Here is a 22,072-nt window from a genome sequence, read left to right on the forward strand (position 1 = left end):
ATGCGCTGTCCGTCCTAAGAGGTTTCGGCGAGTACGGCGGCGCCGGCCGTGTCCGGTGCGGGGGCCGCTCCGGTCTCCGGGGCGAACCGCCGGGGCGCGGCCGGGACCATCAGCGGGGTCCCGGTCTCCGGGTCGTCGATGATCCGGCAGGGCAGGCCGAACACGTCCTCGACGAGTTCGGCGGTCATGACGGTGCCAGGGTCGCCCTGGGCCGCGATGACGCCGCCGGGCCGCATCACGATGAGGTGCGTGGCGTACCGGCACGCCTGGTTGAGGTCGTGCAGGACCGCCACGACGGTGTGGCCCTTGCGGGCGTGCAGCTCGGCGCACAGGTCGAGCACCTCGACCTGGTGGGCGATGTCGAGGAAGGTGGTCGGCTCGTCGAGCAGCAGGATGGACGTCTGCTGGGCAAGCACCATGGACAGCCAGACGCGCTGCCGCTGACCGCCGGAGAGGTCGTCCACGGGACGGTCGGCGAGTTCCAGTACGCCGGTCTGGCGCATCGCCTCGACGACAGCCGTCTCGTCCTCGGCGGACCACTGCTTCAGCAGTCGCTGGTGCGGGTACCGGCCGCGGGCCACGAGGTCGCCGACCGTGATGCCGCCGGGTGCGCTGGAGGACTGCGGGAGCAGACCGAGCCGCCGGGCGACCTCACGGGAGCGGTACGAGGAGATGGCCGCGCCGTCGAGGTAGACCTGGCCGGCCTTGGGCCTGAGCATCCGCGCGAGCGCCGTGAGCAGCGTCGACTTGCCGCAGGCGTTCGGTCCGATGATGACCGTGAAGGAGCGGTCGGGGATGTCCACGCTCAGCGACGACGCGACCGTCCGCTGGTCGTAGGAGAGCGTCAGGTCCTCGGCGCGCAGCCGGGGCTGCGGGGAGTGGGTTCCAGTCATGCGCGGCTCTTTCGCGACTCGGTGATCAGCAGCCAGATGAGGTAGAGCCCGCCGATGGCGCCGGTCGCCGTGCCCACGGGGAGGAGCGCGGGCGCGAAGACCCGTTGCACGACGAGGTCGCTCAGGGCGAGCAGGAGGGCGCCCATCAGGGCGGACGACAGCAGCGCGGGCGCGGAGGACCCGGTGAGTCTGCGGACCACCTGGGGCGCGGCCAGGGCGATGAACCAGATGGGGCCGGTCACGGCGGTGGCGAACGCGGCGAGGGCGACGCTGATGACGAGGAGGATCGTGCGGGTCCGCGCCACGTTGACGCCGAGGGCCATGGCCGTGATGTCGCCCATCTCGACCATGGCGAGGCGGCGGGTGAGGAGGAACGCCGGCGGCAGCAGGACGGCGACGGCGATGCCGATGGCGTTGGCGTGCATCCACAGCCGGTTCCCCAGGCTGCCGATCAGCCAGGCCTGGGCCTCCTGGGCCTCCTGGAAGGTCGCCCGGGTGATCAGGTACGAGTTGGCGGCGAGCAGCAGGGCGCTGACGCCGATGCCGATGACGACCAGCCGGAAGCCCTGCAGCCCGCGGCCGATCAGGAGGAGATGGACGGCGAGGGCGGTGGCGAGGCCGCCGACGAGCGCGCCGAGCGCGATCTGGGTCATGCTGCCGTGCAGCACGATGATGACGACGAGCGCGCCCACGGCCGAGCCGTTGGTGAAGCCGATGATGTCGGGGCTGCCGAGGGAGTTGCGCGTCAGGCTCTGCAGGATCGCGCCGCTGACCGCGAGGGCGGCACCGACGAAGACCGCGGTCAGGATGCGCGGCATGCGCAGGGTGTTGACGACGAAGTCGGCGGCTCCGGAGCCGTTTCCGGTCAGGGCGCCGACGACCTCGCCGACGGTGAGCGGGAAGTCGCCGGTGGTCAGCGTGATGCCCATGACGACGACCAGCAGGACGACCAGCAGGGCGGTGACGGCCACGGCACGGCCCTGAACGCGCAGCGAGAGACCGCCCGTTCGGACGACCCTGCCGCTGATGACACGGGGGGCGGCGGGGGCCGTGGGGACGTCGTTCTTCGTGGTTCGGGGCACGGAGCCTGGCGACTCCCCTACGGCGCTCACAGCATGACCAGCTTTCGACGACGGCACAGAGCGATGAACAACGGGGCCCCGATGAAGGCGGTGACGATGCCGACCTGCACCTCGCCCGGCGCGCCGAGCACCCGGCCGATGACGTCCGAGCCGATGAGCAGGACCGGGGCGAGCACCATCGAGTACGCGAACACCCAGCGCTGGTCGGCCCCCACGATGAACCGGGCGATGTGCGGAACGGCCAGGCCGACGAAGCTGATCGGCCCGGCGGCGGCGGTGGCCGCCCCGCAGAGCAGCATCACGGCGACCGCCGCGAGCACGCGGGTGCGGCCGACGTGGACGCCGAGGGAGCGGCCCATCTGGTCGCCCATGGCCAGGGCGTTGAGGGACGGGGCCAGCAGGAAGGCGACGATCAGCCCGACGACGACGAACGGCAGGACGAGCAGCACGATGTCGTAGTAGCGGCCCGCGAGGGATCCCACGGTCCAGAAGCGGAACTGGTCGAACGCCTCCGGGTCGAAGAGCAGGACGGCCCAGTTGAAGGCGTACAGCACGGCGGTGACCGCCGCTCCCGCGACGACGAGCCGGTCGGGAGTTGCCAGCTTCCGCCCCGAGGAGCCGAGGAGGTAGACACCCACCGACGCGGCGGCGGCGCCGGCGAGGGCGAACCACAGGTATCCGAGCGGCGCGGCGACACCCAGGAAGGCGATGGCCACGACGACGCCGGCGGAGGCACCCAGGTTCACGCCGAGGAGTCCGGGGTCGGCGAGCGGGTTACGGGTCAGCGCCTGCATCAGGGCGCCGGAGAGTCCGAGGGCCACGCCGACGAGAAGGCCGAGGAGGGTCCGGGGGATCCGGTAATCGTGGATGATGACGGCGGCTTCCGAGCCGTCAGGTGTCCAGAGGAGGTCCCAGGTCGCGGCGAACGGGATCCCGCGGGTGCCGACCCAGACACTGAGCAGCGAGATGAGGACCAGTGCGCCGAGCGCCACGAGGAGCCCGAGGCTCCGCAGCGCCACCGTGGCCGGACGTGCCGTGGGCACGCCGGGTTCGGCGGGTCCCACGGTCTCGCTTCCGGGCGCCGCCCGGGTTTCGACGGACAACGACCACTCCCCTGGCGGCGGAATCGAGCGCCCCGCGGGCGGCGCGAAGCGTGGAGCACGGTGGTGGGCAGACGGCATGGCACCCCACCGATCGAACTTAGGTGAGCCTAACCGTACGCCGCGAACTGGTCAACGTGGCGGCATCGCACGCCACTTCAGCCGCACGCACGGCCGCCGCGAGAGCCCCCGGCACCCTTGGCAGCAGCGATGTTTAAGGTAGCCTTACCTAACTATCGAGCTCTGTTTCTGTGGAGGCGTCGCATGCCCGCTGGAGGACCAACGGGAGGCTTCGTCCTCCGTAGAGCACTCGCCGATCAACGGCGCCGTGTCACCGGAGCCTCGCTCCTCGGCATGGCGCATCAGGCGTGCGAGGCTCTCGTCCCGGTCGTCGTCGGTCTGGTCATCGACGAGGCGGTGGCGACCGGTTCCTCCGGCGCACTCCTGCGGTGGCTGCTGGTGCTCGCCGGCCTCTTCCTCGTTCTGTCCACCTGCTACCGGAACTCGGCGCGGCTCGCCGAGGGCGCGGGCGAGTCTGCCGCGCACCGGATCCGGCAGGACCTCGCCGCCCGGGTGCTCGACCCGCGTGGCGGCGCCGACAGCGGGCGGCTGCCCGGCGCGTTGACCGCCGTCGCGACCGGTGACGCCAAGCGCGTCGGCTCGGTCGCCGCCGCACTCCCGTACACCCTGTCCGCCGTCGCCGGACTCGCGATCAGCGCGGTGGCGCTGCTCCGTATCTCCGTACCGCTCGGCCTGCTGGTCCTCCTCGGGGTCCCGCCGCTGCTCTGGCTCGGCCATGTCATCAGCCGCCCGCTCGAGCGGCGCAGCGAGGCGGAGCAGGAGCACGCCGCCCACGCGTCCGGGGTCGCCGCGGACCTGGTCGCCGGTCTGCGCGTGCTGAAGGGCATCGGGGCCGAGGCGGCGGCGGTCTCCCGGTACCGGGAGACGAGCCGCAGCTCGCTGGCCTCCGCCCTGCGGGCCGCGACGAGCCGCGCGTGGCACGACGGCGCGATCCTCGCCCTGACGGGCATCTTCATCGCGGTCATCGGACTCGTCGGCGCGCATCTCGCGATGAGCGGCACGATCAGCGTCGGGGAACTGGTGGCGGCCGTCGGCCTCGCCCAGTACCTCCTCGGCCCCTTCCAGCTCCTCACCTACGTCAACGGCGAGTTCGCCCAGGGCCGGGCTTCCGCCGAGCGGATCGCCGAGGTCCTCGCCTCGCCTCCCGCCGTCCCGGCGGGCACGGCCACGCTGCCCGACCCGGTCACCGGGCGGCTGCGCCTCCGGGGGGTCACCCAGGGCGCGCTGCGCGGTGTCGACCTCGACATCGCGCCCGGCAGCCTCGTCGGTGTGGTCGCCCGTGACGCGGCCGCCGCGAACGACCTGCTGCTCTGCCTGGGCCGCGAACTCGACCCCGCCGAAGGGAGCGTCGAGCTCGACGGCGTACCGCTGAGGGACCTCGGCCCCGACGACGCCCGCCGCGCGATCCTGGTCGCCCACCACGACGCCGACCTGTTCGAGGACAGCCTCCTCGCCAACGTACGGGCCGGGGCGGGGCCCGACGGCGGGGACGTGGGCCCGGCGCTCGCCGCCTCGGCCGCGGACGACGTCGCCGAGGCCCTGCCCGACGGTGTGGACACCGTCCTCACCGAGCGCGGCAAGTCGCTCTCCGGCGGCCAGCGCCAGCGGGTCGCGCTCGCCCGGGCCCTGGCCGCCGACCCGCCGGTCCTCGTCGTCCACGACCCGACCACGGCCGTGGACACCGTCACCGAGGCCCGCATCGCCGGCCGCCTGCGGGACCTGCGCCGCGGCCGCACCACGGTCCTGGTCACCACGAGCCCCGCGCTGCTCGCCGGGACGGACGTGGTGGTCATGCTCGACGACGGCCGGGTGGCCGCCGAGGGCAGCCACCCGGAGCTGGTCGCCGCCCACGAGACGTACCGCACGGCGGTGCTCGCATGACGGCCACGCAGGACCGAGACGCGCAGGACCCGCAGGGCCGCGACGCGCACGACCGAGACCCGCAGGACGAAGGACGGACGATGAGCGGACCCGGCACACCCGAACGCGAGCTCCTGCCCACCGCCACCGGCGCCCAGACCCTCGCCGTCGTCCGCGAGCTGCTGCGCCGTCACCGGCTCCTCGCGGTGGGCTCGGTGACCGTCCTGGTCGTGGGCACGGCCATCGGGCTGCTCACCGCGCCCCTGCTCGGCCGGATCGTGGACCTGGTCGTGGACAAGAGCGGCGCGTCCGCGCTGACCGTGCCGATGGTGCTCCTCCTCGCGGTCGCCGTCGCCCGGGGTGTCGCGACCGCGATCGGCAAGTCCCTCGTGGCCAGGCTCGGCGAGACGGTCCTGGCGGACCTGCGGGAACGGTTCATCGCGCGGGCGCTGCGGCTGCCGCTCGAACGGGTCGAGCAGGCCGGGTCGGGCGACCTCACCGCGCGGGTGACGGGGGACGTCACACTGATCGCGAGGGCGGTGCGGCAGGCCCTTCCCGAGTTCGCCGGCGCCTTCCTCACCATCATCCTGACGCTGGTGGGTCTCACCGTCCTCGACTGGCGCTTCCTTCTCGCCGTGCTGGTGGCCGTCCCGGTCCATGTCCTCACGGTGCGCTGGTACATCCCGCGCGCAGCGAGCATCTACGGCGAGCACCGGGTGGCGACCGGCGCCCTGCAGCACCAGTTGCTCGACAGCATCGGCGGCGTCCGTACCGTACGCGCGTTCCGGCTCAACGACCGGCACGCCGAACTCCTGGAGCAGCGGTCCCAGACGGCGGTCGACCTGGCTGCGCGCGGAATGCGCCTGGTCTCGGGCTTCTTCTCCCGGCTCAACATCGCCGAGTTCATCGGCATGACGTCCATCCTCCTCACCGGCTTCTTCCTGGTCGACAGCGGCTCGGTGAGCATCGGTACGGCGACGGCGGCGGCGCTCTACTTCCACGGCCTGTTCAACCCCATCAACGCCGCGCTCTTCCTCATCGACGACGCCCAGTCCGCGGGGGCCGGCCTCGCCCGCCTGGTCGGCGTGTCGAGCCTCCCGGCCGAGCGGGAGACCGACGAGCGGGCCGCCGTACCGGTGGACGGCTCGGTCAAGGTGACGAACCTCGGCCACGCGTACGTGGACGGCCATCCGGTCCTCACCGCGGTGGACCTGGAGGTCCGGGACGGCGAACGCGTGGCTCTGGTCGGCGCGAGCGGCGCGGGCAAGACGACGCTGGCGAAGTTGATCGCGGGCGTGCACGACCCGTCGACCGGAGCGATCTCGCTCGGCGGCGTGGACTCCCGGGAGCTGGGCCCGGCCGGGGTCCGGCGGGCGGTCACCCTGATCAGCCAGGAGGTCCACGTCTTCGCCGGACCGCTCTCCGAGGACCTGCGGCTCGCGCGCCCCGGGGCGACGGACGAGGAGCTGCGCGCCGCGCTGGCCCATGTCGACGCGCTGGAGTGGGTCGACGGGCTGCCGGAGGGGCTGGCCACGGTCGTGGGCGAGGGCGGTCACCGCCTCACGGTGACCCAGGCCCAGCACCTGGCCCTGGCCCGGCTGGTCCTCACCGACCCGCCCGTCGCGATCCTCGACGAGGCCACCGCCGACGCCGGAAGCGCGGGAGCCCGCGTCCTCGAGTCGGCCGCGCTGCGCGCCCTGGAGGGCCGTACGGGCCTGATGGTGGCCCACCGCCTCCCCCAGGCGGCGACCGCGGACCGTGTCGTCGTCCTGGACCAGGGCCGCGTCGTGGAGACCGGCACGCACGAGGAACTCGTCGCGGCGGGCGGCCGGTACGCCGAACTCTGGTCGGCCTGGTCCGACAGCCGCCGCGAGCCGGCGGTCCCGGCGTAACGCTGCCGCGCGTCGCCCGAAAAGGCTCCCGCCCCGGTTTCCGGGGCGGGAGCCTTTTCGTCACCGCAAACGGGCCCCGGGGCCGCCGATCCGGCGCCGCCGAACCGGCGAAGCGCGAGCGTCAGCCGGGCCGGTGGCACGCGGGCCCGCGCCCGTGAGGCGCCGACGCCGGCCGGGCACGGGCCGCGCGGCCGCACACGCGAGACGCAGGCGCCGTCCCGCCCGTGGCCACGCAGGGCCGTGGCCTTACCCGCGAAGCGCGAGCGGCAGCCGGGCCGGTGGCCCTGCGGAGCCTGTGCACGCCCGTGTCCGTGAGGCGCCGGCGTCGCCGGGGGCCGTGCGTGGGCCCGCACCCGCGCGCCGCGGTGCCACGGGGAGCCCGTGCGGGTGCGTACCCCGCAATGCGGGCGGCCGTGTCCCGGGCCGCAGCCGGGGGCCGCGTCGGTCGGCTCGCCAGGGGGCTGTGACGGGGGCCCGGAGTCTGCGCCGGGGCCCGGGGTGGGCGGCGTGCGCGCCCGTGCGGGCCGTGCCGGCGGCGGGGTCGGCCCGGGCCACGCGGGCGAGACCCCGCACACGAACGCCGCCGCCCGTGGAGAGGTCTCCACGGGCGGCGGCGTTCAGGCGGATGCGTCAGGCCCGCCGGGCGGCGAGGCTCGCCGGGCGGAGGTCCGTCCAGTGTTCCTCGACGTACGCGAGGCACGCCTCGCGCGTCTCCTCGCCGAAGGCGGTGCGCCAACCGGCGGGAACCTCGGCGAAGGAGGGCCACAGCGAGTGCTGGTTCTCGTCGTTGACGAGGACCAGGAAGCGGCCCTGCGGGTCCTCGAACGGGTTGGTGCTCATGCGTCGTCACTCCTTGTCGAACGCGCGGTCATGGCGGTGAACAGCTCTGAGAGCGGCGGTCCTGGATCGGCTGCCACGGCGTGCAGCAGCCTCTGAAGTTCGTCGGCGAGTCGCCGTGCCTTGGCTGTGCCGAACAGGTCGGTGGCGTGGATCAGGCCGCAGTGGACCGGCCCGTCGCCCCGAGGCTCGTAGAAACTGAGGGTCAGCCGCGCCCTGGTCGAGCCGGTCGGCACGGCGTCGAGGGATCCGACCCCGCCCTCCAACTGTTCCAGGTCCGCCTGCTCATGGTGGATCACCATGACCTGCGGGCCCTCCTGGGGCAGTCCGGTCGCCCGGACGACCTCCTCGAACGGGACGTCCTGCCGGTCGAGGGCGCCGAGCGTGGTCTCCCGTACGCGGGACAGCAGTTCCGCGAACGTCGGGTCGCCGGCGGTGTCGGTGCGCAGCACGACCGTGTTGAAGAAGCAGCCCACCAGATCGGCCAGTTGGTCGTCGGTACGGCCGGCGACCATCGTGCCGATGGGCAGGTCCGTGCCCGCGCCGTGGGCGGTCAGCAGCGCCGCCAGGGCCGAGTGCAGCACCATGAACATGCTGGTGCCGGTCGCCCGGGCCAGGTCGTCCACGGCCGCGTGCAGCCGCTCGTCGAGGACGAAGCCCACGTGGTCCGCGCCCGGCGTGGACGAGCGCGGGCCGTCCGCCGGGAGGGCCAGCTCGGTGGGTGCGTCCTTCAACGTCTCGCGCCAGTAGGCCAGCTGCCGGCCGCCTCGGCTGTCCGGGTCGTCCAGGTCGCCCAGGACCTCGCGGGCCCACTGGGCGTAGTCGGCGTACGAGACCGGCAGCGGCCGCCACTCGGGCGCGCGGCCCTCCGTACGCGCCGCGTAGGCCACCGTCAGGTCACGGAAGAGCGGGACGACCGACCATTCGTCCACCGCCAGGTAGTGCATGGTCAGGAGCAGCGCCTGCTCGCCGGTGGCCGCCGTCAGCAGGCGGGCGCCGAGCGGTGCCGCACGGTCCGGCTCCGGTGCTCCGGCGGCCAGTTCGGTCAGGCGCGCCTCCAGGTCCGCGGACTCCTCGAGGACGAGGACCGGGGGCTGGACGGGCCGGTGGTGGAGCGCGCGGTCGTGCTCCGTGAAGGCCGTGCGCAGGGGCTCGTGACGGGCCGCCACGTCGGCGAGCGCCGCCGACAGCACGTCCGCGTCCAGGCCTCCGGGCGAGCGCAGCACCAGCGCGTGGTCGAAGCGGGGCGTACGCAGGTAGGCGTCCCACTGCCAGCGCTGGACGGGGGCGGCGAGGAGCGGCTCCGGACGGGCCTGGGCCGGGCGCAGTGCCGGGCGGGCCGTCGACGCGCCCTTGAGCTTGCCCTCGATGCCGGCGACGGTCAGCGCGTCGAAGACGTCCCTGATGCTCAGTTCGACGCCGAACTCGGCGCGGATACGGCCGAGGAGCCGCATGGAGGCCATGGAGTGGCCGCCGAGCGCGAAGAAGTTGTCGTGGACGCCGACCCGCTCCAGCTTGAGGATCTCGCCGAACAGCGCCGCGAGCCTGGCCTGTGTCTCGTTGGCCGGCAGCGCGTCGCCGGTCATCGCCGCCCAGTCCGGCACGGGTAGCGCCTTGCGGTCCAGCTTGCCGTTGGGGGTCAGCGGCAGCGGGCCGTCCAGCGGCACGACGAGCGCGGGGACCATGTACTCGGGCAGCAGCCCGGCGACGTGGGCGCGCAGCTCCTGCGGGTCGAGCTCCACGGACTCCCCCGCCTCGGGGACGGCGTAGCCGACGAGTCGGACGATGTCGCCGGCGCGGTCGGGCAGCACGGCTGCCTGGGCGACCGAGGGGTGACCGGCGAGGGCGGCCTCGATCTCGCCCAGCTCGATACGGAAGCCGCGGACCTTGACCTGGGTGTCGACGCGCCCGAGGAAGTCGAGGTTGCCGTCCGCCCGCCAGCGGGCGCGGTCGCCGGTGCGGTACATCCGGCTGCCGGGCGGGCCGTACGGGTCGGCGACGAACCGCTCGGAGGTCAGCGCGGTCTTGCCGAGGTAGCCGCGGGCGAGGCCGCGTCCGGCGACGTACAGCTCGCCGACGACGCCCGGCGGGACGGGCCGCAGGTGCTCGTCCAGGACGTAGCAGCGGGTGTTCGGGTCGGGCCGGCCGATGGGCACCCGGCCGGACGGGCGGCCCCCGTGCTCGCGCGAGGGCCACAGCGTGGAGTTGACCGTCGCCTCGGTGAGTCCGTAGGCGCAGATCAGGTGGGCCGTGGCGCCGAACCGTTCGAAGACGTCCGGCGGCACGGTCTCCGTCCCGACCAGGACGGTCGATCCTTCGGGCAGCTCGCAGCCGGGCGGCAGGGCCGAGACGAGGGACGGGGGCAGGATCATGTGGGTGATCCGCTGCTCCGCGAGGAAGTCGGTGAGCGCCGGTCCCGCGACCCGCGCCTCGTCGGTGACGAGGACGAGCCGGCCGCCGTGGCAGAGCGCCATCGCCAGTTCGAAGGCGAAGACGTCGAAGCCGATCGACGCGAACTGCAGAACATGGCTGTCGTGCTCCAGGCCCATGCGGTCGACGGCGGTGGCGACGAGGCTGGAGATGCCCTCGTGCGGGACGACGACACCCTTGGGGCGGCCGGTGGAGCCGGAGGTGTAGATGACGTACGCGGCCTGGTCCAGGAGGACCGGCTTCCCGTCGAGAGCGGTCTCCGGCAGGGTCTCCAGCTCGGCGGCCACCGACGGCTCGTCGAGCAGCACCACCGGCACGCCCGCCACCTCGGGGATCTTGCCCGCGACCGGCTCGGTGCCGACCACGAGCGCCGCCCGCGAGTCCTCGATCATGTACGTCAGCCGGTCGGCCGGGTGGACCAGGTCGAGGGGCAGGAACGCGGCGCCCAGCTTCAGCGCGGCAAGGACCGTGGCGACCATGTCGACGGAGCGGGGCACGGCCACGCCGACGACGCCCTCGGCACCGACTCCGCGCGCCGCGAGGAGTCGGGCGAGGCGGTTGGCGCGGGCGTCGAGCTCCGCGTACGTCACGGACCGGGCGCGGTCGACGACGGCGACCGCGTCGGGGCGCTCGGCGAGCCGCCGTGCGAACAGCGCCGGGAAGGACTCCTCGTCGACCTGGCGTGCCGTGCCGTTGAAGCCTTCCAGGACCAGCTGCCGCTCGTCGTCGCGGAGGATCTCCGCCCGCGAGACGGGCTGCTCGGGCGCGGCGACGAGGGCCGCGACGAGCGCCCGGAGGCGATCGCCGAGGCGCTCGGCGGTGGTGTGGTCGAAGAGCTCGGTGGCGAACTCCAGCCGGCAGCCGAGCGAGCCCGTGCCGCCGTCGGCCGGTGTGTGCTCGGTGAAGCTGAACACGAGGTCGAACTTGGCCGAGCGGATACGGAAGGGGACGTGGTCGGCGCTGAGGCCGGACAGTTCCAGTCCGTCGCCCGTGCGGGCGTGGTAGCCGACCATCACCTGGAAGAGCGGGTTCCGGGAGAGGGAGCGGGTCGGGTTGAGCTTCTCCACCACCGACTCGAACGGAACGTCCGCGTGCGAGAAGGCGGCCAGGTCGGTCTCCCGGACCCGGGCGAGGAGTTCCGTGAAGCTCGGGTCGCCGCTCAGGTCGGTGCGCAGCACCAGCGTGTTGACGAAGAAGCCGACCAGGTCGTCGAGGGCTTCGTCACCGCGCCCCGCGATGGGCGAGCCGAGGGGGATGTCCGTACCGGCGCCCATGCGGTGCAGCAGGGCGGCCACGGCCGCGTGGACGACCATGAACATGCTGGCGCCGGACTCGCGAGCGAGCCGCTTCAGGCCCTCGTGGACATCGGCGTCGAAGGCGATGTCCAGCTCGGCGCCGGAGAAGGCCGGCCGGGCCGGCCGGGGCCGGTCCGTGGGCAGTTCCAGCTCTTCGGGGGCGCCGTCCAGGGTCGTGCGCCAGTACTCCAGCTGCCGGGCGGCCAGGCTGTCCGCCTCCGCCGGGTCGCCGAGCAGCCGCTGCTGCCAGAGGGCGTAGTCGGCGTACTGGACGGGAAGCGGTTCCCACTGCGGGGCCGCGCCCGCGACGCGGGCCGCGTAGGCGGTGGCCAGGTCGCGCAGGAAGGGTCGGTCCGACCACTCGTCGGTGGTGATGTGGTGGAGCAGCAGGACGACGACGTGGTCCTCCGGCGCCAGCTCCACGACCGTGGCGCGCAGCGGCAGTTCGGTCGCGAGGTCGAAGGGCCGGTTGACGGCGGCCTCGACGAGGTCGGGGACCTCGTCCTCGGTTCCTCGCAGCCGCTCCACCACGGGCCGGGCCTCGTCGGCGGGCAGCACGCGCTGGACGGCCTGGCCCTCGTGCTCCACGAACACCGTGCGCAGGGCTTCGTGCCGGGCGGTCACGTCGGCGAGCGCCGTCCCCCACGCGTCGACGTCGAGGGCGCCGCGCAGCCGCATGACCAGCGGGAAGTTGTACGCGGCCGAGGTGCATTCGATCTGCTGGATGACCCAGAGCCGCTGCTGGGCGTGCGAGAGCGGCAGCTCGTCGGGGCGCTGCCCCGCGGTCAGCGCAGGTCGGGCGGCGCCGCCGGAGCGGTCCGCGCGCTCGACCAGTTCGGCCACGGTGGGTGCCTCGAAGAGGTCACGGATGGCGAGTTCGGCGTCCAGGGCGGTACGGGCCCGGCTGACGAGGCGGGTGGCGAGCAGCGAGTGGCCGCCCAGCTCGAAGAAGTCGCTGTCGATGCCGACGCTGCCTTCCGGCAGGCCCAGCACCTCGGCGAAGAGCGTGCAGAGCGTCTCCTCCCGTGGTGTGCGGGGGGCGCGGCTCGTGCCGGTTCCGGCGAAGTCCGGCGCGGGCAGGGCTCGTACGTCGAGCTTGCCGTTGACGGTGAGCGGAAGGGTGTCCACGGGGACGAGCGCGGAGGGGACCATGTAGTCGGGCAGCACGGCCTTCAGGTGGTCGCGCAGCCGCTGGAGCAGGTCCTCGCCGGGCTCCGTGCCGTCCTCCGGTGCGAAGTAGCCGACGAGACGCTTGGTGCCGGTGCTCTCGTTGACGACGACGGCGGCGTGGGCGACCTCGGGGTGCGAGGAGAGGGCCGTGGAGATCTCGCCGAGTTCGATCCGGTAGCCGCGGATCTTCACCTGGTCGTCGGTGCGGCCGAGGAAGTCGAGCAGCCCGTCGGGCCGCTGCCGTACGAGGTCACCGGTGCGGTACATCCGCTCGCCCGGCTCGCCGAAGGGGTCGGCGACGAACCGCTCGGCGGTGAGGCCGGGGCGGTCGTGGTAGCCGCGGGCCAGGCCCGTGCCGGCGATGTACAGCTCGCCGGGGCAGCCGGGCGGGACCGGGCGCAGCATGGAGTCCAGGACGTGGGCGCGGGTGTTGCGGATGGGCATGCCGACCGTGGGGGTCGCGCTGTCCGTGGTGGAGGCGCCGAGGGTGTTGATGGTGTATTCGGTCGGCCCGTACAGGTTGTAGCCGTAGGTGCCCTCGGTGCGGCGCAGCGTGCTCCACACGGTGTCGGACACGGCCTCGCCGCCGAGCAGGACCAGCGCCGGGCGGTGCTTTCCGGTCGTCTCGTCGCGGTCGAGGAGTCCCTCCTCGATGAGCAGCTGGGCGTAGGTGGGGGTCACGTTGACCACGTCGACCTGGTGCCGGTCGCAGTAGGCGACCAGTGCCTCGGCGTCGCGGCGCAGCTCCTCGTCGCAGACGTGGACCTCGTGGCCCTCGACGAGCCAGAGCAGCTCCTCCCAGGACATGTCGAAGGCGAAGGAGACGGTGTGCGCGATGCGCAGTCGCCGTCCGCCGGCCGAGGCGATCGCCGGGTCGAAGATCTCCTTCTGGTGGTTGAGCTGCATGTTCGTCAGACCCCGGTAGGGGGTGACGACGCCCTTGGGCCGGCCGGTGGAGCCGGAGGTGTAGATGACGTACGCCGGGTGTTCGAGCCGGTCCGGGATGTCGTGGGCGAAGGCGGGCCGCTCGGCGTCGGTGATCTCCTCGCCGGGCAGGGCGGCCAGTTCGGCGGCCAGGGCCTCGTCGTCCAGCAGGAGTTCGGGGGCGACGGCGCCCTGGGGCCCCCGGAGGGTCGGGGCGACGGCCGTGGTGGAGACCAGGCACAGGGGTCCGGTGTCCTCGACCATCAGCCGCAGCCGGTCGGCCGGGTGGTCCAGGTCGAGAGGCAGGTACGCGGCGCCGGTGCGCAGCACGGCGAAGAGGGCGGCGACCATGTCGATGGAGCGCGGCAGTGCGAGTGCCACGACCTTCTCCGGGCCGGCTCCCCGGGCGAGCAGCAGCCGGGCGATCCGGTTGATGTGCGCGTCCAGTTCGGCGTACGTGAGGGCGTGTTCGCCGAAGACGAGCGCGACCGCGTCGGGGGTACGGGCGACCTGGGCCGTCAGCATGTCGGCGATGGTCTCGTTCGGCACGGGCTCGCGGCTGCCGGCCCGCTCGGCCGCGAGGGCGGCGCGCTCCGGCGGCAGCAGCAGGTCCACGCCGACGGTGAGCGCGGAGACGGCGTCCGGGGCGGCGAGGAGCTCGACGAGCCGCTCCAGGACGGTCGTGAACCGGCCGAGGATCGTGGTCGCGGCCTCCGCCTCGAACAGGTCGGGCCGCGCCGCCAGGGTGACCCGCAGCCGGGTCTCGGGCGTGACGATCAGGGTGAGCGGGAAGTGGGTGCCGTCGACGTTGGAGACGTCGGTGATGCCGTGCCGCTGCCGGAGCGCCGCGGCACGGTCCTCGCCGTCGGCGGAGCGGAGCACGAAGAGGGTGTCGAACAGGCGGCGGTGGCCGGTCTCCTGCTGGAGGGTGCCGAGCCCGACGTACTCGTACGGCATGACGCCGGCCCGCTCGGACTGCATGCTGCGCAGCAGGTCGAGCAGCGGCTCGTCGGGCGCGAACGCGACGCGTGCCGGAATGGTGTTGAGGAACATGCCGATGATGCCGGCGACGTCCGGCACGTCCGCGGGGCGTCCGGCGACCGCGGTGCCGAAGGCGACGTCGCCGCGGCCCGTCATCGCCGAGAGGACCAGGCCCCAGGCCGCGTTGAGCACCGTGTTCAGGGTGAGGCCGTGCCGGCGGGCCAGGGCGCGGAGCCGGTCGCTGGTCTCCTCGGTCAGGACGGCGTCGAAGTCGGCCGGGATGACCGGGCCCGCGTCGCGGCCGGTCGGCGCCACGAGGGTCGGCTCGTCGAAGCCGGAGAGCGCGCCGCGCCAGGCGTCGAGGGCCTGGTCCGTGTCCTGCCGGTCCAGCCAGGCCAGGTAGTCGCGGTACGAGCCGGGGGCGGGCAGACCGGTGGTGTCGCCGGCCCGCTCGTACAGCGTGAACAGCTCCTCCAGGAACAGCCAGGCGGACCAGCCGTCCCACACGATGAGGTGGTGGGTGACGACGAGCCGGTCGCGGCCGTCGCCGAGCCGGATCAGCTGGAGGCGGCAGAGCGGCGGCGCGGACAGGTCGAAGCGCTGCCGGCGGTCGGCGGCGAGGAGCGCGTCCACGCGGGCGCGCCGCTCGTCGGCGGGCAGCGCGGACAGGTCGGTCTCGGTCAGCGGGATCTCGGCGCCGTCGGCGATGAACTGGACGGGCCGGGGCAGGCCGTCGCTGGTGAACCCGGCGCGCAGGCTCGCGTTGCGCTCCAGGAGTGCCCGGCAGGCGGCGCGCAGCCGGTCGGCGTCCAGGGGGCGGTCGAAGTCCAGGGTCTCCTGCGACAGGTAGACGTCGAGGGCGTCACCGGTGTCGTAGGTGGCGTGGAAGTACATGCCCTCCTGGAGCGGGGAGAGCGGCCAGACGTCGGCGACCGGGAGGCCCGCGACGGCCTCGATGCGTGCGGTCTCCTCGGCGGTCGGTTCGAGGCCGCCGAGCGGGGCCGGGGCCGGGGGCTCCGCCGGGGCGGCGGCGGTGAGCTGGTCGAGCAGTGCCTGGAGGGCCGGGTCGACGGCCGCGCCGGACTGCTGCTGTGCGGCGAGCATCGCCTGGAGCGCGGCGGCGGCCTGTCCGGCGTCGGTGGCGGACACGGTCACCCCGGCGGCGGGCGCTTCGGCAGCGGCCTCGACGGCGGGTTCGTCCGGCACGGTCGCGGCCGTCGCGGCAAGCGCGGCGGGCGTGCGGTGCTCGAACACATCGCGCGGGCTGATGGTCAGTCCCCTTTCACGGGCCCGGGTGGCGACGGCGATAGAGGTGAGACTGTCGCCGCCGAGTACGAAGAAGTCGTCGTCGGCACCGATCCCGGCCATGCCGAGGACATCGGTGAAGATCTCGCAGAGGGCGCGCTCGCGCTCGTCGCGCGGCGCGCGACCGCCGGCCCGGGGGGCGACGGACGGCGAGGGCAGGGCGTTCTGGTCGAGCTTGCCGCTGGGCGTCAGCGGCAGCTCGTCGAGGGCCACGACGGCCGTCGGCACCATCGCCGCGGGCAACGCGTCGGCGAGCGCCGCGTGGAGGGCCTCGCCGTCCGGGGCGGCGCCGCCGGGAGCCGGGACCGCGTAGCCGAGGAGCGTTCCCTCGCGGACGACGACGGCGGCCCGGGCCACACCCGGGAGGGCGGCCAGGGCGGCCTCGATCTCGCCCAGCTCGACACGGTTGCCGCGCACCTTGACCTGGCGGTCGGTGCGGCCGAGGTACTCGACGGCGCCGTCGGCGCGCCTGCTGACCAGGTCGCCGGTCCGGTACATCCGGGCGCCGGGCTCCCCGAACGGATCGGCGACGAACCGCTCGGCGGTCAGTCCGTGCCGGTCGTGGTAGCCGCGGGCCAGCTGGACGCCGGCGAGGTACAACTCACCGGGCACACCGTCCGGGACGGGGCGCAGGAAGGCGTCGAGGACGTGGAGGCGTGTGTTCCAGACGGGGCGGCCGATCGGGACGGCGAGCTCGTCGCCACCCTCGTACGGGAAGTACGTGACGTCGACGGCGGCCTCGGTGGGGCCGTAGAGGTTGTGCAGCGGCACGGGGCCATGGCCTCGGCGGGAGGTCAGCTCCGCCCAGCGACGGGCGTCGGGGCCGGTGAGGGCCTCGCCACTGCAGAACACGCGGCGCAGGCTGGTGGCCCAGGCGGGGGCGCCCGGGGCGGCCTCCATGACCTGGACGAACGCGGCCAGCATCGACGGCACGAAGTGCGTCGTCGTGATGCGCTCGGTCCGGATCAGCTCGGCGAGGTACGCCGGGTCGCGGTGTCCGTCGGGCCGGGCGAGGACGACGGCAGCGCCTTCGACCAGGGCCCAGAAGAACTCCCAGACGGACACGTCGAAGCTGGACGGGGTCTTCTGGAGCACGCGGTCGTGGACGGTGAGTCCGTACTCGTGCTGCATCCAGGCGAGTCGGTTGACGATCGCGCGGTGTGTGACGGCGACGCCCTTGGGACGGCCGGTGGAGCCCGAGGTGTAGATGAGGTACGCGGGGTGGTCGGGTCCCGCGGGGGCGGCCGGCGTGTCGGCCGCGTCCTCGTCACCGTCCACCAGGACGTGTGCGAGCCCGGGTACATCGGGCAGCCGCCCGGCCGCGTCGCCGGTGGTCACGACCGTACGGGCCCCCGAGTCGGCGAGCATGAACGCCACCCGGTCGGCGGGGTAGTCGAGGTCGAGGGGAAGGTAGGCGGCGCCCGCCTTGTGGACGCCGAGCAGCGCCACCATGAGCTCGGCGGAGCGGGGCACGGCGACCCCGACGAACCGCTCGGGGCCGGCGCCCCGGGCCCGCAGCCGCCGGGCCAGCGCCTCGGCGCGCCGGTCGAGTTCGGCGTAGGACAGGGTGGTGCCCTCGAAGACGACGGCGGGGGCGTCGGGCGTCCGTGCCACCTGTGCGGCGAAGAGGGAGGCGAGGGTGGCGTCCGCGTCGGGCAGCGGGTGGGCCGTGTCGTTGAGAGCGGTGATGCGCTCCCGCTCGCGGTCGGAGAGCGTCCCAACGCGGGCGACCGGGCGGGACGGGTCGTCGACGAGCGTCCGCAGCAGGGCCTCGAACCGGTGGGCCACGACCGCCACGGTCAGCTGGTCGAGCCGGGCCGCGTCGTACTTGAACCGCAGCGAGAGGTGGTCGCCGTCGTGCTCGACGATCAGGGCGAGCGGGTAGTGCACCGCGTCGAAGACCTCGGCGCCGGTGACACGCAGCGTCTCCTGGGCCTGTGCAGGGTCTCGGGCGGTGTCCTGTCCGGTGGGCAGGTCGCCGGAGGGGAAGTTCTCGAACACCACGAGCGTGTCGAAGAGTTCCCCGCCGCCCGCGAGCCGCTGGATCTCGGCGAGTCCGAGGTGCTGGTGGTCCAGGAGGGCCGCGTGCTCGTCCTGGACGCGCCGCAGCAGCTCGGCGAGCGACTCGCCGCCGTGCAGGGTGACGCGGGCCGGGACGGTGTTGATGAACAGGCCGACGGCCGAGTCCAGGCCTCTGACCTCGGTCGTGCGTCCGGAGACGGTGGTGCCGAACACGACGTCCTGGCTGCCGGTCAGACCGCCGAGGAGCAGCGCCCAGCTGCCGTTCAGGACGGTGCTGAGGGTGAGCCCGTGGCTGCGGGCGCCGGCCGTGAGTTCGGCGGTGAGCGACTCGGACAGCCGGACGTCGACGTGCTCGGGCCCGGCGACCGGCGCGGCCTGGTGGTCGCCCGTGGCGGAGGCGAGGGCGGGCAGCCGGGTCGGGCCGTCCAGACCGGCCAGGGCGTGGTGCCACGCGTCGCGGGCGGCGTCGAGGTCCCGGCTCGCGAGCCAGGCCAGGTACGCCCGCGGGGCGGGCGCCTCGGGAAGGGCCTCGCCCTGGTAGGCGGCGGTCAGTTCACGCAGCAGGACGGCGACCGACCAGCCGTCGGCGATGATGTGGTGCAGCGTGAGCAGCAGCCGGTGGCGCTGCCCGTCGCGGATCAGGGTGGCCCGCATCAGCGGCGGCCGGGCGAGGTCGAAACCCTCGGCGCGGTCCTGCCGCAGGATGCCGTCCAACGAGGTGTTGGCGGTGTCGGCCTCGCGCCACGGAAGGTCGGTGCCGTCGGCGATCCGTTGGACGACCTCGCCGCCGGGAAGCTGGCGGAAGGAGGCGCGCAGCAGCGCGTGCCGGTCGAGGAGCAGTTGGAGCGACCGCCGGAGCCGGTCCGGGTCGACGGTGCCCGCGAGGTCGAGGAGTTCCTGGACGACATAGAGGTCGGCGGAGTCCCGGTCGAACTCCGCGTGGAAGAAGAAACCTTCCTGGAGCGGGGAGACGGGCAGCGCGTCCTCGTCGAGCTCCACCGTCCGGGGCTTCTCGGGGGACGCGTCGGCGGTGAGCGGTGCGGCGGTCCTGGCGAGCGCCGCCACGGTCCGCTGCCGGAAGACGTCACGCGGGGTGATCGCGAGCCCGGCCTCGCGGGCGCGGTTGACGAGCTGGATCGCGACGATGCTGTCGCCGCCCAGTTCGAAGAAGCTGTCGTGGACGCCGACCGAGGGAAGGCTGAGCACCTCGGCGAAGAGCGCGGCGAGCGCGGTCTCGGCGGGGGTAGTGGCCACGTCGCCGCCGGCCGTCGCGGTCCACCGGGGCTCGGGCAGGGCGCGGCTGTCGAGCTTGCCGTTGGGCGTCAGCGGCAGCGGCCCGTCGAGGCGTACGACGGCGGACGGGACCATGTGGTCGGGCAGCGTCCCGGCGACCCGGGCGCGCGCCTCGGTGACGGAGGCCTCGGGGTCCCTGCCGGCCTCAGCGACGAGGTAGGCGACGAGCCGCTTGGCGCTCCGGTGGTCCTCGCGGACGAGGACGGCGGCCTGGGCGATGCCCGGGCAGGCCATGAAGGCGCTCTCGATCTCGCCGGGCTCGATGCGGTGGCCGCGGATCTTGATCTGGCCGTCGGCGCGGCCGAGGAACTCCAGGTTGCCGTCGGCGCCCCAGCGGACGCGGTCGCCCGTGCGGTACATCCGGGCGCCGGGCTCGGTGGCGTACGGGTCGGCGACGAAGCGTTCGGAGGTGAGCCCCGGTCGGCCCAGGTAGCCGCGTGCGAGGCCGCGGCCGGAGACGTACAGCTCGCCCTCGCTGCCGACGGGCACCAGGCGGAGTGCCGAATCGAGCACGTAGGCACGGGTGTTGGGGTCGGGTTCGCCGATCGGCGCGGGGCCGGGCCGGTCGGGGGCGGCGACCCACAGCGTGGAGTTGACGGTCGCCTCGGTGAGGCCGTACGCGACGACGACCTGGAGCCGTCCGGCCCAGCGGGCGATCAGCTCGCTGGGCACCGCCTCGGTGCCGACGATCAGGACGGCGCCGTCGGGCAGTTCGCAGTCCTGCGGCAGGGCCGAGACCAGGGACGGCGGGAGGATCATGTGGGTGGCGCCGTGGCGGGCGATGTACTCGGTGAGCGCGGGTCCGGCGACGCGTCGCTCGGTGGGGACCACGATGATCCGGCCGCCGACGCACAGCGACATGATCAGGTCCCAGACCGTCACGTCGAAGCCCACGGACGCGAACTGGACGACGCGGCTGTCTGCGGTGATCCCGATGCGGTCGGTGGCGGTGGCGATGAGGCTGCCGACGCCGTCGTGGGAGACGACGACGCCCTTGGGGCGGCCCGTCGAGCCCGAGGTGTAGATGACGTACGCCGCCCGGTCGAGGGCGATGTCGAGGCCCAGGTCCGCCCCGTCGAGGGCGTCGCGCTCGGCCGTCAGGGACGGCTCGTCGAGGAGCAGATGGGTGACGCCGGGGGCGTCGGGCAGCGCGTCGGACAGCTCGCGGGTGGTGACGACCGTGCGCGCGCCGGCGTCGGCCAGCATGTAGGCGATCCGGTCCTTCGGGTGGTCGGCGTCCAGCGGCAGGTAGGCCGCGCCCGCCTTCATCACCGCGAGCAGGGAGACGACGAGGTCGACGGAGCGCGGGACGGCCACGGCGACGACGTCCTCGGCGACGACGCCACGGGAGGCCAGGAGGCGGGCGAGGCGGTTGGCGGCCTCGTTCAGCTCGGCGTACGTGAGTTCCCGGTCCTCGCAGACGAGGGCGACGGCGTCCGGGGTGCGGCGGACCCGGGCCTCGAAGGCGGCGGGCCAGGAGAGTTCCGGCGACTCCCGGGGCTTGTCGCCGAACTCGTCGAGCAGCCGGGTCCGTTCCGGGGCCGAGGTCAGTTCGATGTGGCCGACCGGGCGGTCGAGGTCCTCGACGACGGCGTCGAGGAGGGCGATGAAGCGGCGCTCGTGGTTCCGCAGTGTCTCCTCGTCGCAGACCTCGGCGTCGGCGTCGAGGTGGACGCGGATCCCGAGCCCGTCGCCGCACTCGGCGAAGCTGAGGGCCAGGTCGCTGACCGGGCCGAGCCAGACCGGTTCGAGTTCGGTCTCGAGATCACGGAACCGCAGGTCGTCCGGGCGCGGGAGGACGTTGACCGTGGGTCCGACGAGTTCGTGCACACCGTCGGGCAGGCCCAGTTCCCTGGCCAGGTCCTCGGCCCGGTAGCGCCCGTGGTCGACCGCCTCGCCGACCGCGCGCCGTACACCGTCGAGGAGTTCGGCGACGGTGGTGCCGGGGCGGACGGAGAGGCGCAGCGGGACGATGTTGGAGACCATGCCGGGAACCTCGGCGGAGACCGCGTCCTGGCGGGCGGCGATCGGCAGGCCGAGGACGAGGTCCTGCTCGCCGCTGACCCGGTGGAGGTAGGCGGCCACGGCGGCGACGAGCACGCGGGACAGCCGGGTGCCGGCGCGGTCGGCGGCGGCGTGGAGCCGCCGGCTCTGCTCGGCGGTCAGCTCGGAGGTACGCCGTAGCCGCCGGGCCATGGGCACCGGCGCGCGCTCGACGAGGCGTACGGGCTCGGGCCGGTCGGCCATGCACGCAAGCCAGTAGGCGCGGTCCTGCTCGTGCGCGGCGGAGGCGCGGTAGGCGCTGTCGGCGTCGACCAGGCGGGAGACCGCCCAGTCGCGCGCGCCGGGAGCCGCGCCGTCAGAGGTGTACAGCTCACCGGCCCGGCGGGTGATGAGCGCGACACCCATGCCGTCGATGACGATGTGGTGGTAGCGCTGGCACCAGACGACGTGGTCGTCGGCGAGACGCAGCACGGCGTGGCCGAAGAGGGGGCCCTGGGCGAGATCCATGGGGCGCTCGCGGTCGGCGGACATCCAGTCGGCGGCGGCCCGCTCGGGGTCGGCGGCGGCGCGCAGGTCGACGACGGGAATGTCGAACGGCGCGGGAGCGGGTGTCTGGCGGGGGCCGCCGTCTCCCGCGCGGACGCGTACGTGCAGGCTCTCGGCCTCCTCCACGGCCTGCCGCACGGCGGCGGTGAGGCGCTCGACGTCGGCGTCGCCGTGCAGGTCCAGGGCGAACACGATGTTGTAGGCGGAGCTTTCCGGGTCGATCTGCTGGGCGAGCCAGATCCCGGCTTGCCCGCCCGTGACGGGGATGCCGGAGGTGGACGTCCGGTCCGACTCGACGTCAAACATCGTTCGAATGGGCCTTTCCCTGGTGATGCGTCAGTGAGGTGTATCCGGTGC

At 73.9% G+C, this 22,072-nt stretch carries 7 protein-coding genes; 2 read left to right on the plus strand and 5 right to left on the minus strand.

The window, feature by feature from the left end; genetic code table 11:
• Positions 1 to 14 precede the first annotated feature (14 nt).
• From ACFY8U_RS00940 to ACFY8U_RS00950, 3 genes are read right to left on the minus strand one after another with little or no spacing between them, the layout of a single operon-like run.
• A complete protein-coding gene (locus tag ACFY8U_RS00940; RefSeq protein WP_389563922.1) occupies positions 15 to 893 on the minus strand; it encodes an ABC transporter ATP-binding protein in 879 nt (292 codons plus the stop codon).
• Entirely contained in the window at positions 890 to 1,975 is a 1,086-nt protein-coding gene (locus ACFY8U_RS00945; RefSeq protein ID WP_389563925.1) for a FecCD family ABC transporter permease, read from the minus strand. The genes ACFY8U_RS00940 and ACFY8U_RS00945 overlap by 4 nt, the downstream gene beginning before the upstream one ends.
• Before the next feature lie 26 nt (positions 1,976 to 2,001).
• Positions 2,002 to 3,078, minus strand: coding sequence for a FecCD family ABC transporter permease (locus ACFY8U_RS00950; RefSeq protein WP_389563927.1), 1,077 nt, complete (start codon positions 3,076 to 3,078; stop codon positions 2,002 to 2,004).
• Between the two features lie 261 nt (positions 3,079 to 3,339).
• Here ACFY8U_RS00950 and ACFY8U_RS00955 point away from each other — a divergent pair, with 261 nt between their 5' ends.
• Together ACFY8U_RS00955 and ACFY8U_RS00960 are read left to right on the plus strand one after the other, a co-directional pair.
• Positions 3,340 to 5,037, plus strand: a complete 1,698-nt coding sequence (locus ACFY8U_RS00955; RefSeq protein WP_389563929.1) for an ABC transporter ATP-binding protein — start codon at positions 3,340 to 3,342, stop codon at positions 5,035 to 5,037.
• A gap of 80 nt (positions 5,038 to 5,117) precedes the next feature.
• Positions 5,118 to 6,908, plus strand: coding sequence for an ABC transporter ATP-binding protein (locus ACFY8U_RS00960; RefSeq protein WP_389566082.1), 1,791 nt, complete (start codon positions 5,118 to 5,120; stop codon positions 6,906 to 6,908).
• 630 nt (positions 6,909 to 7,538) lie between these two features.
• Here the strand turns inward: ACFY8U_RS00960 and ACFY8U_RS00965 are convergent.
• Both ACFY8U_RS00965 and ACFY8U_RS00970 read right to left on the minus strand, forming a co-directional pair.
• Positions 7,539 to 7,748 carry an MbtH family protein gene (locus tag ACFY8U_RS00965; protein WP_389563931.1) on the minus strand — a complete coding sequence of 70 codons (210 nt, stop codon included), beginning with the start codon at positions 7,746 to 7,748 and terminating at the stop codon, positions 7,539 to 7,541.
• Positions 7,745 to 22,021 carry an amino acid adenylation domain-containing protein gene (locus ACFY8U_RS00970; protein WP_389563933.1) on the minus strand — a complete coding sequence of 4,759 codons (14,277 nt, stop codon included), beginning with the start codon at positions 22,019 to 22,021 and terminating at the stop codon, positions 7,745 to 7,747. The genes ACFY8U_RS00965 and ACFY8U_RS00970 overlap by 4 nt, the downstream gene beginning before the upstream one ends.
• Between the last annotated feature and the right edge of the window lie 51 nt (positions 22,022 to 22,072).

Origin of the sequence: Streptomyces sp. NPDC012508 (genome assembly GCF_042902595.1) — a bacterium.
In the GTDB taxonomy this organism is placed as follows: domain Bacteria; phylum Actinomycetota; class Actinomycetes; order Streptomycetales; family Streptomycetaceae; genus Streptomyces.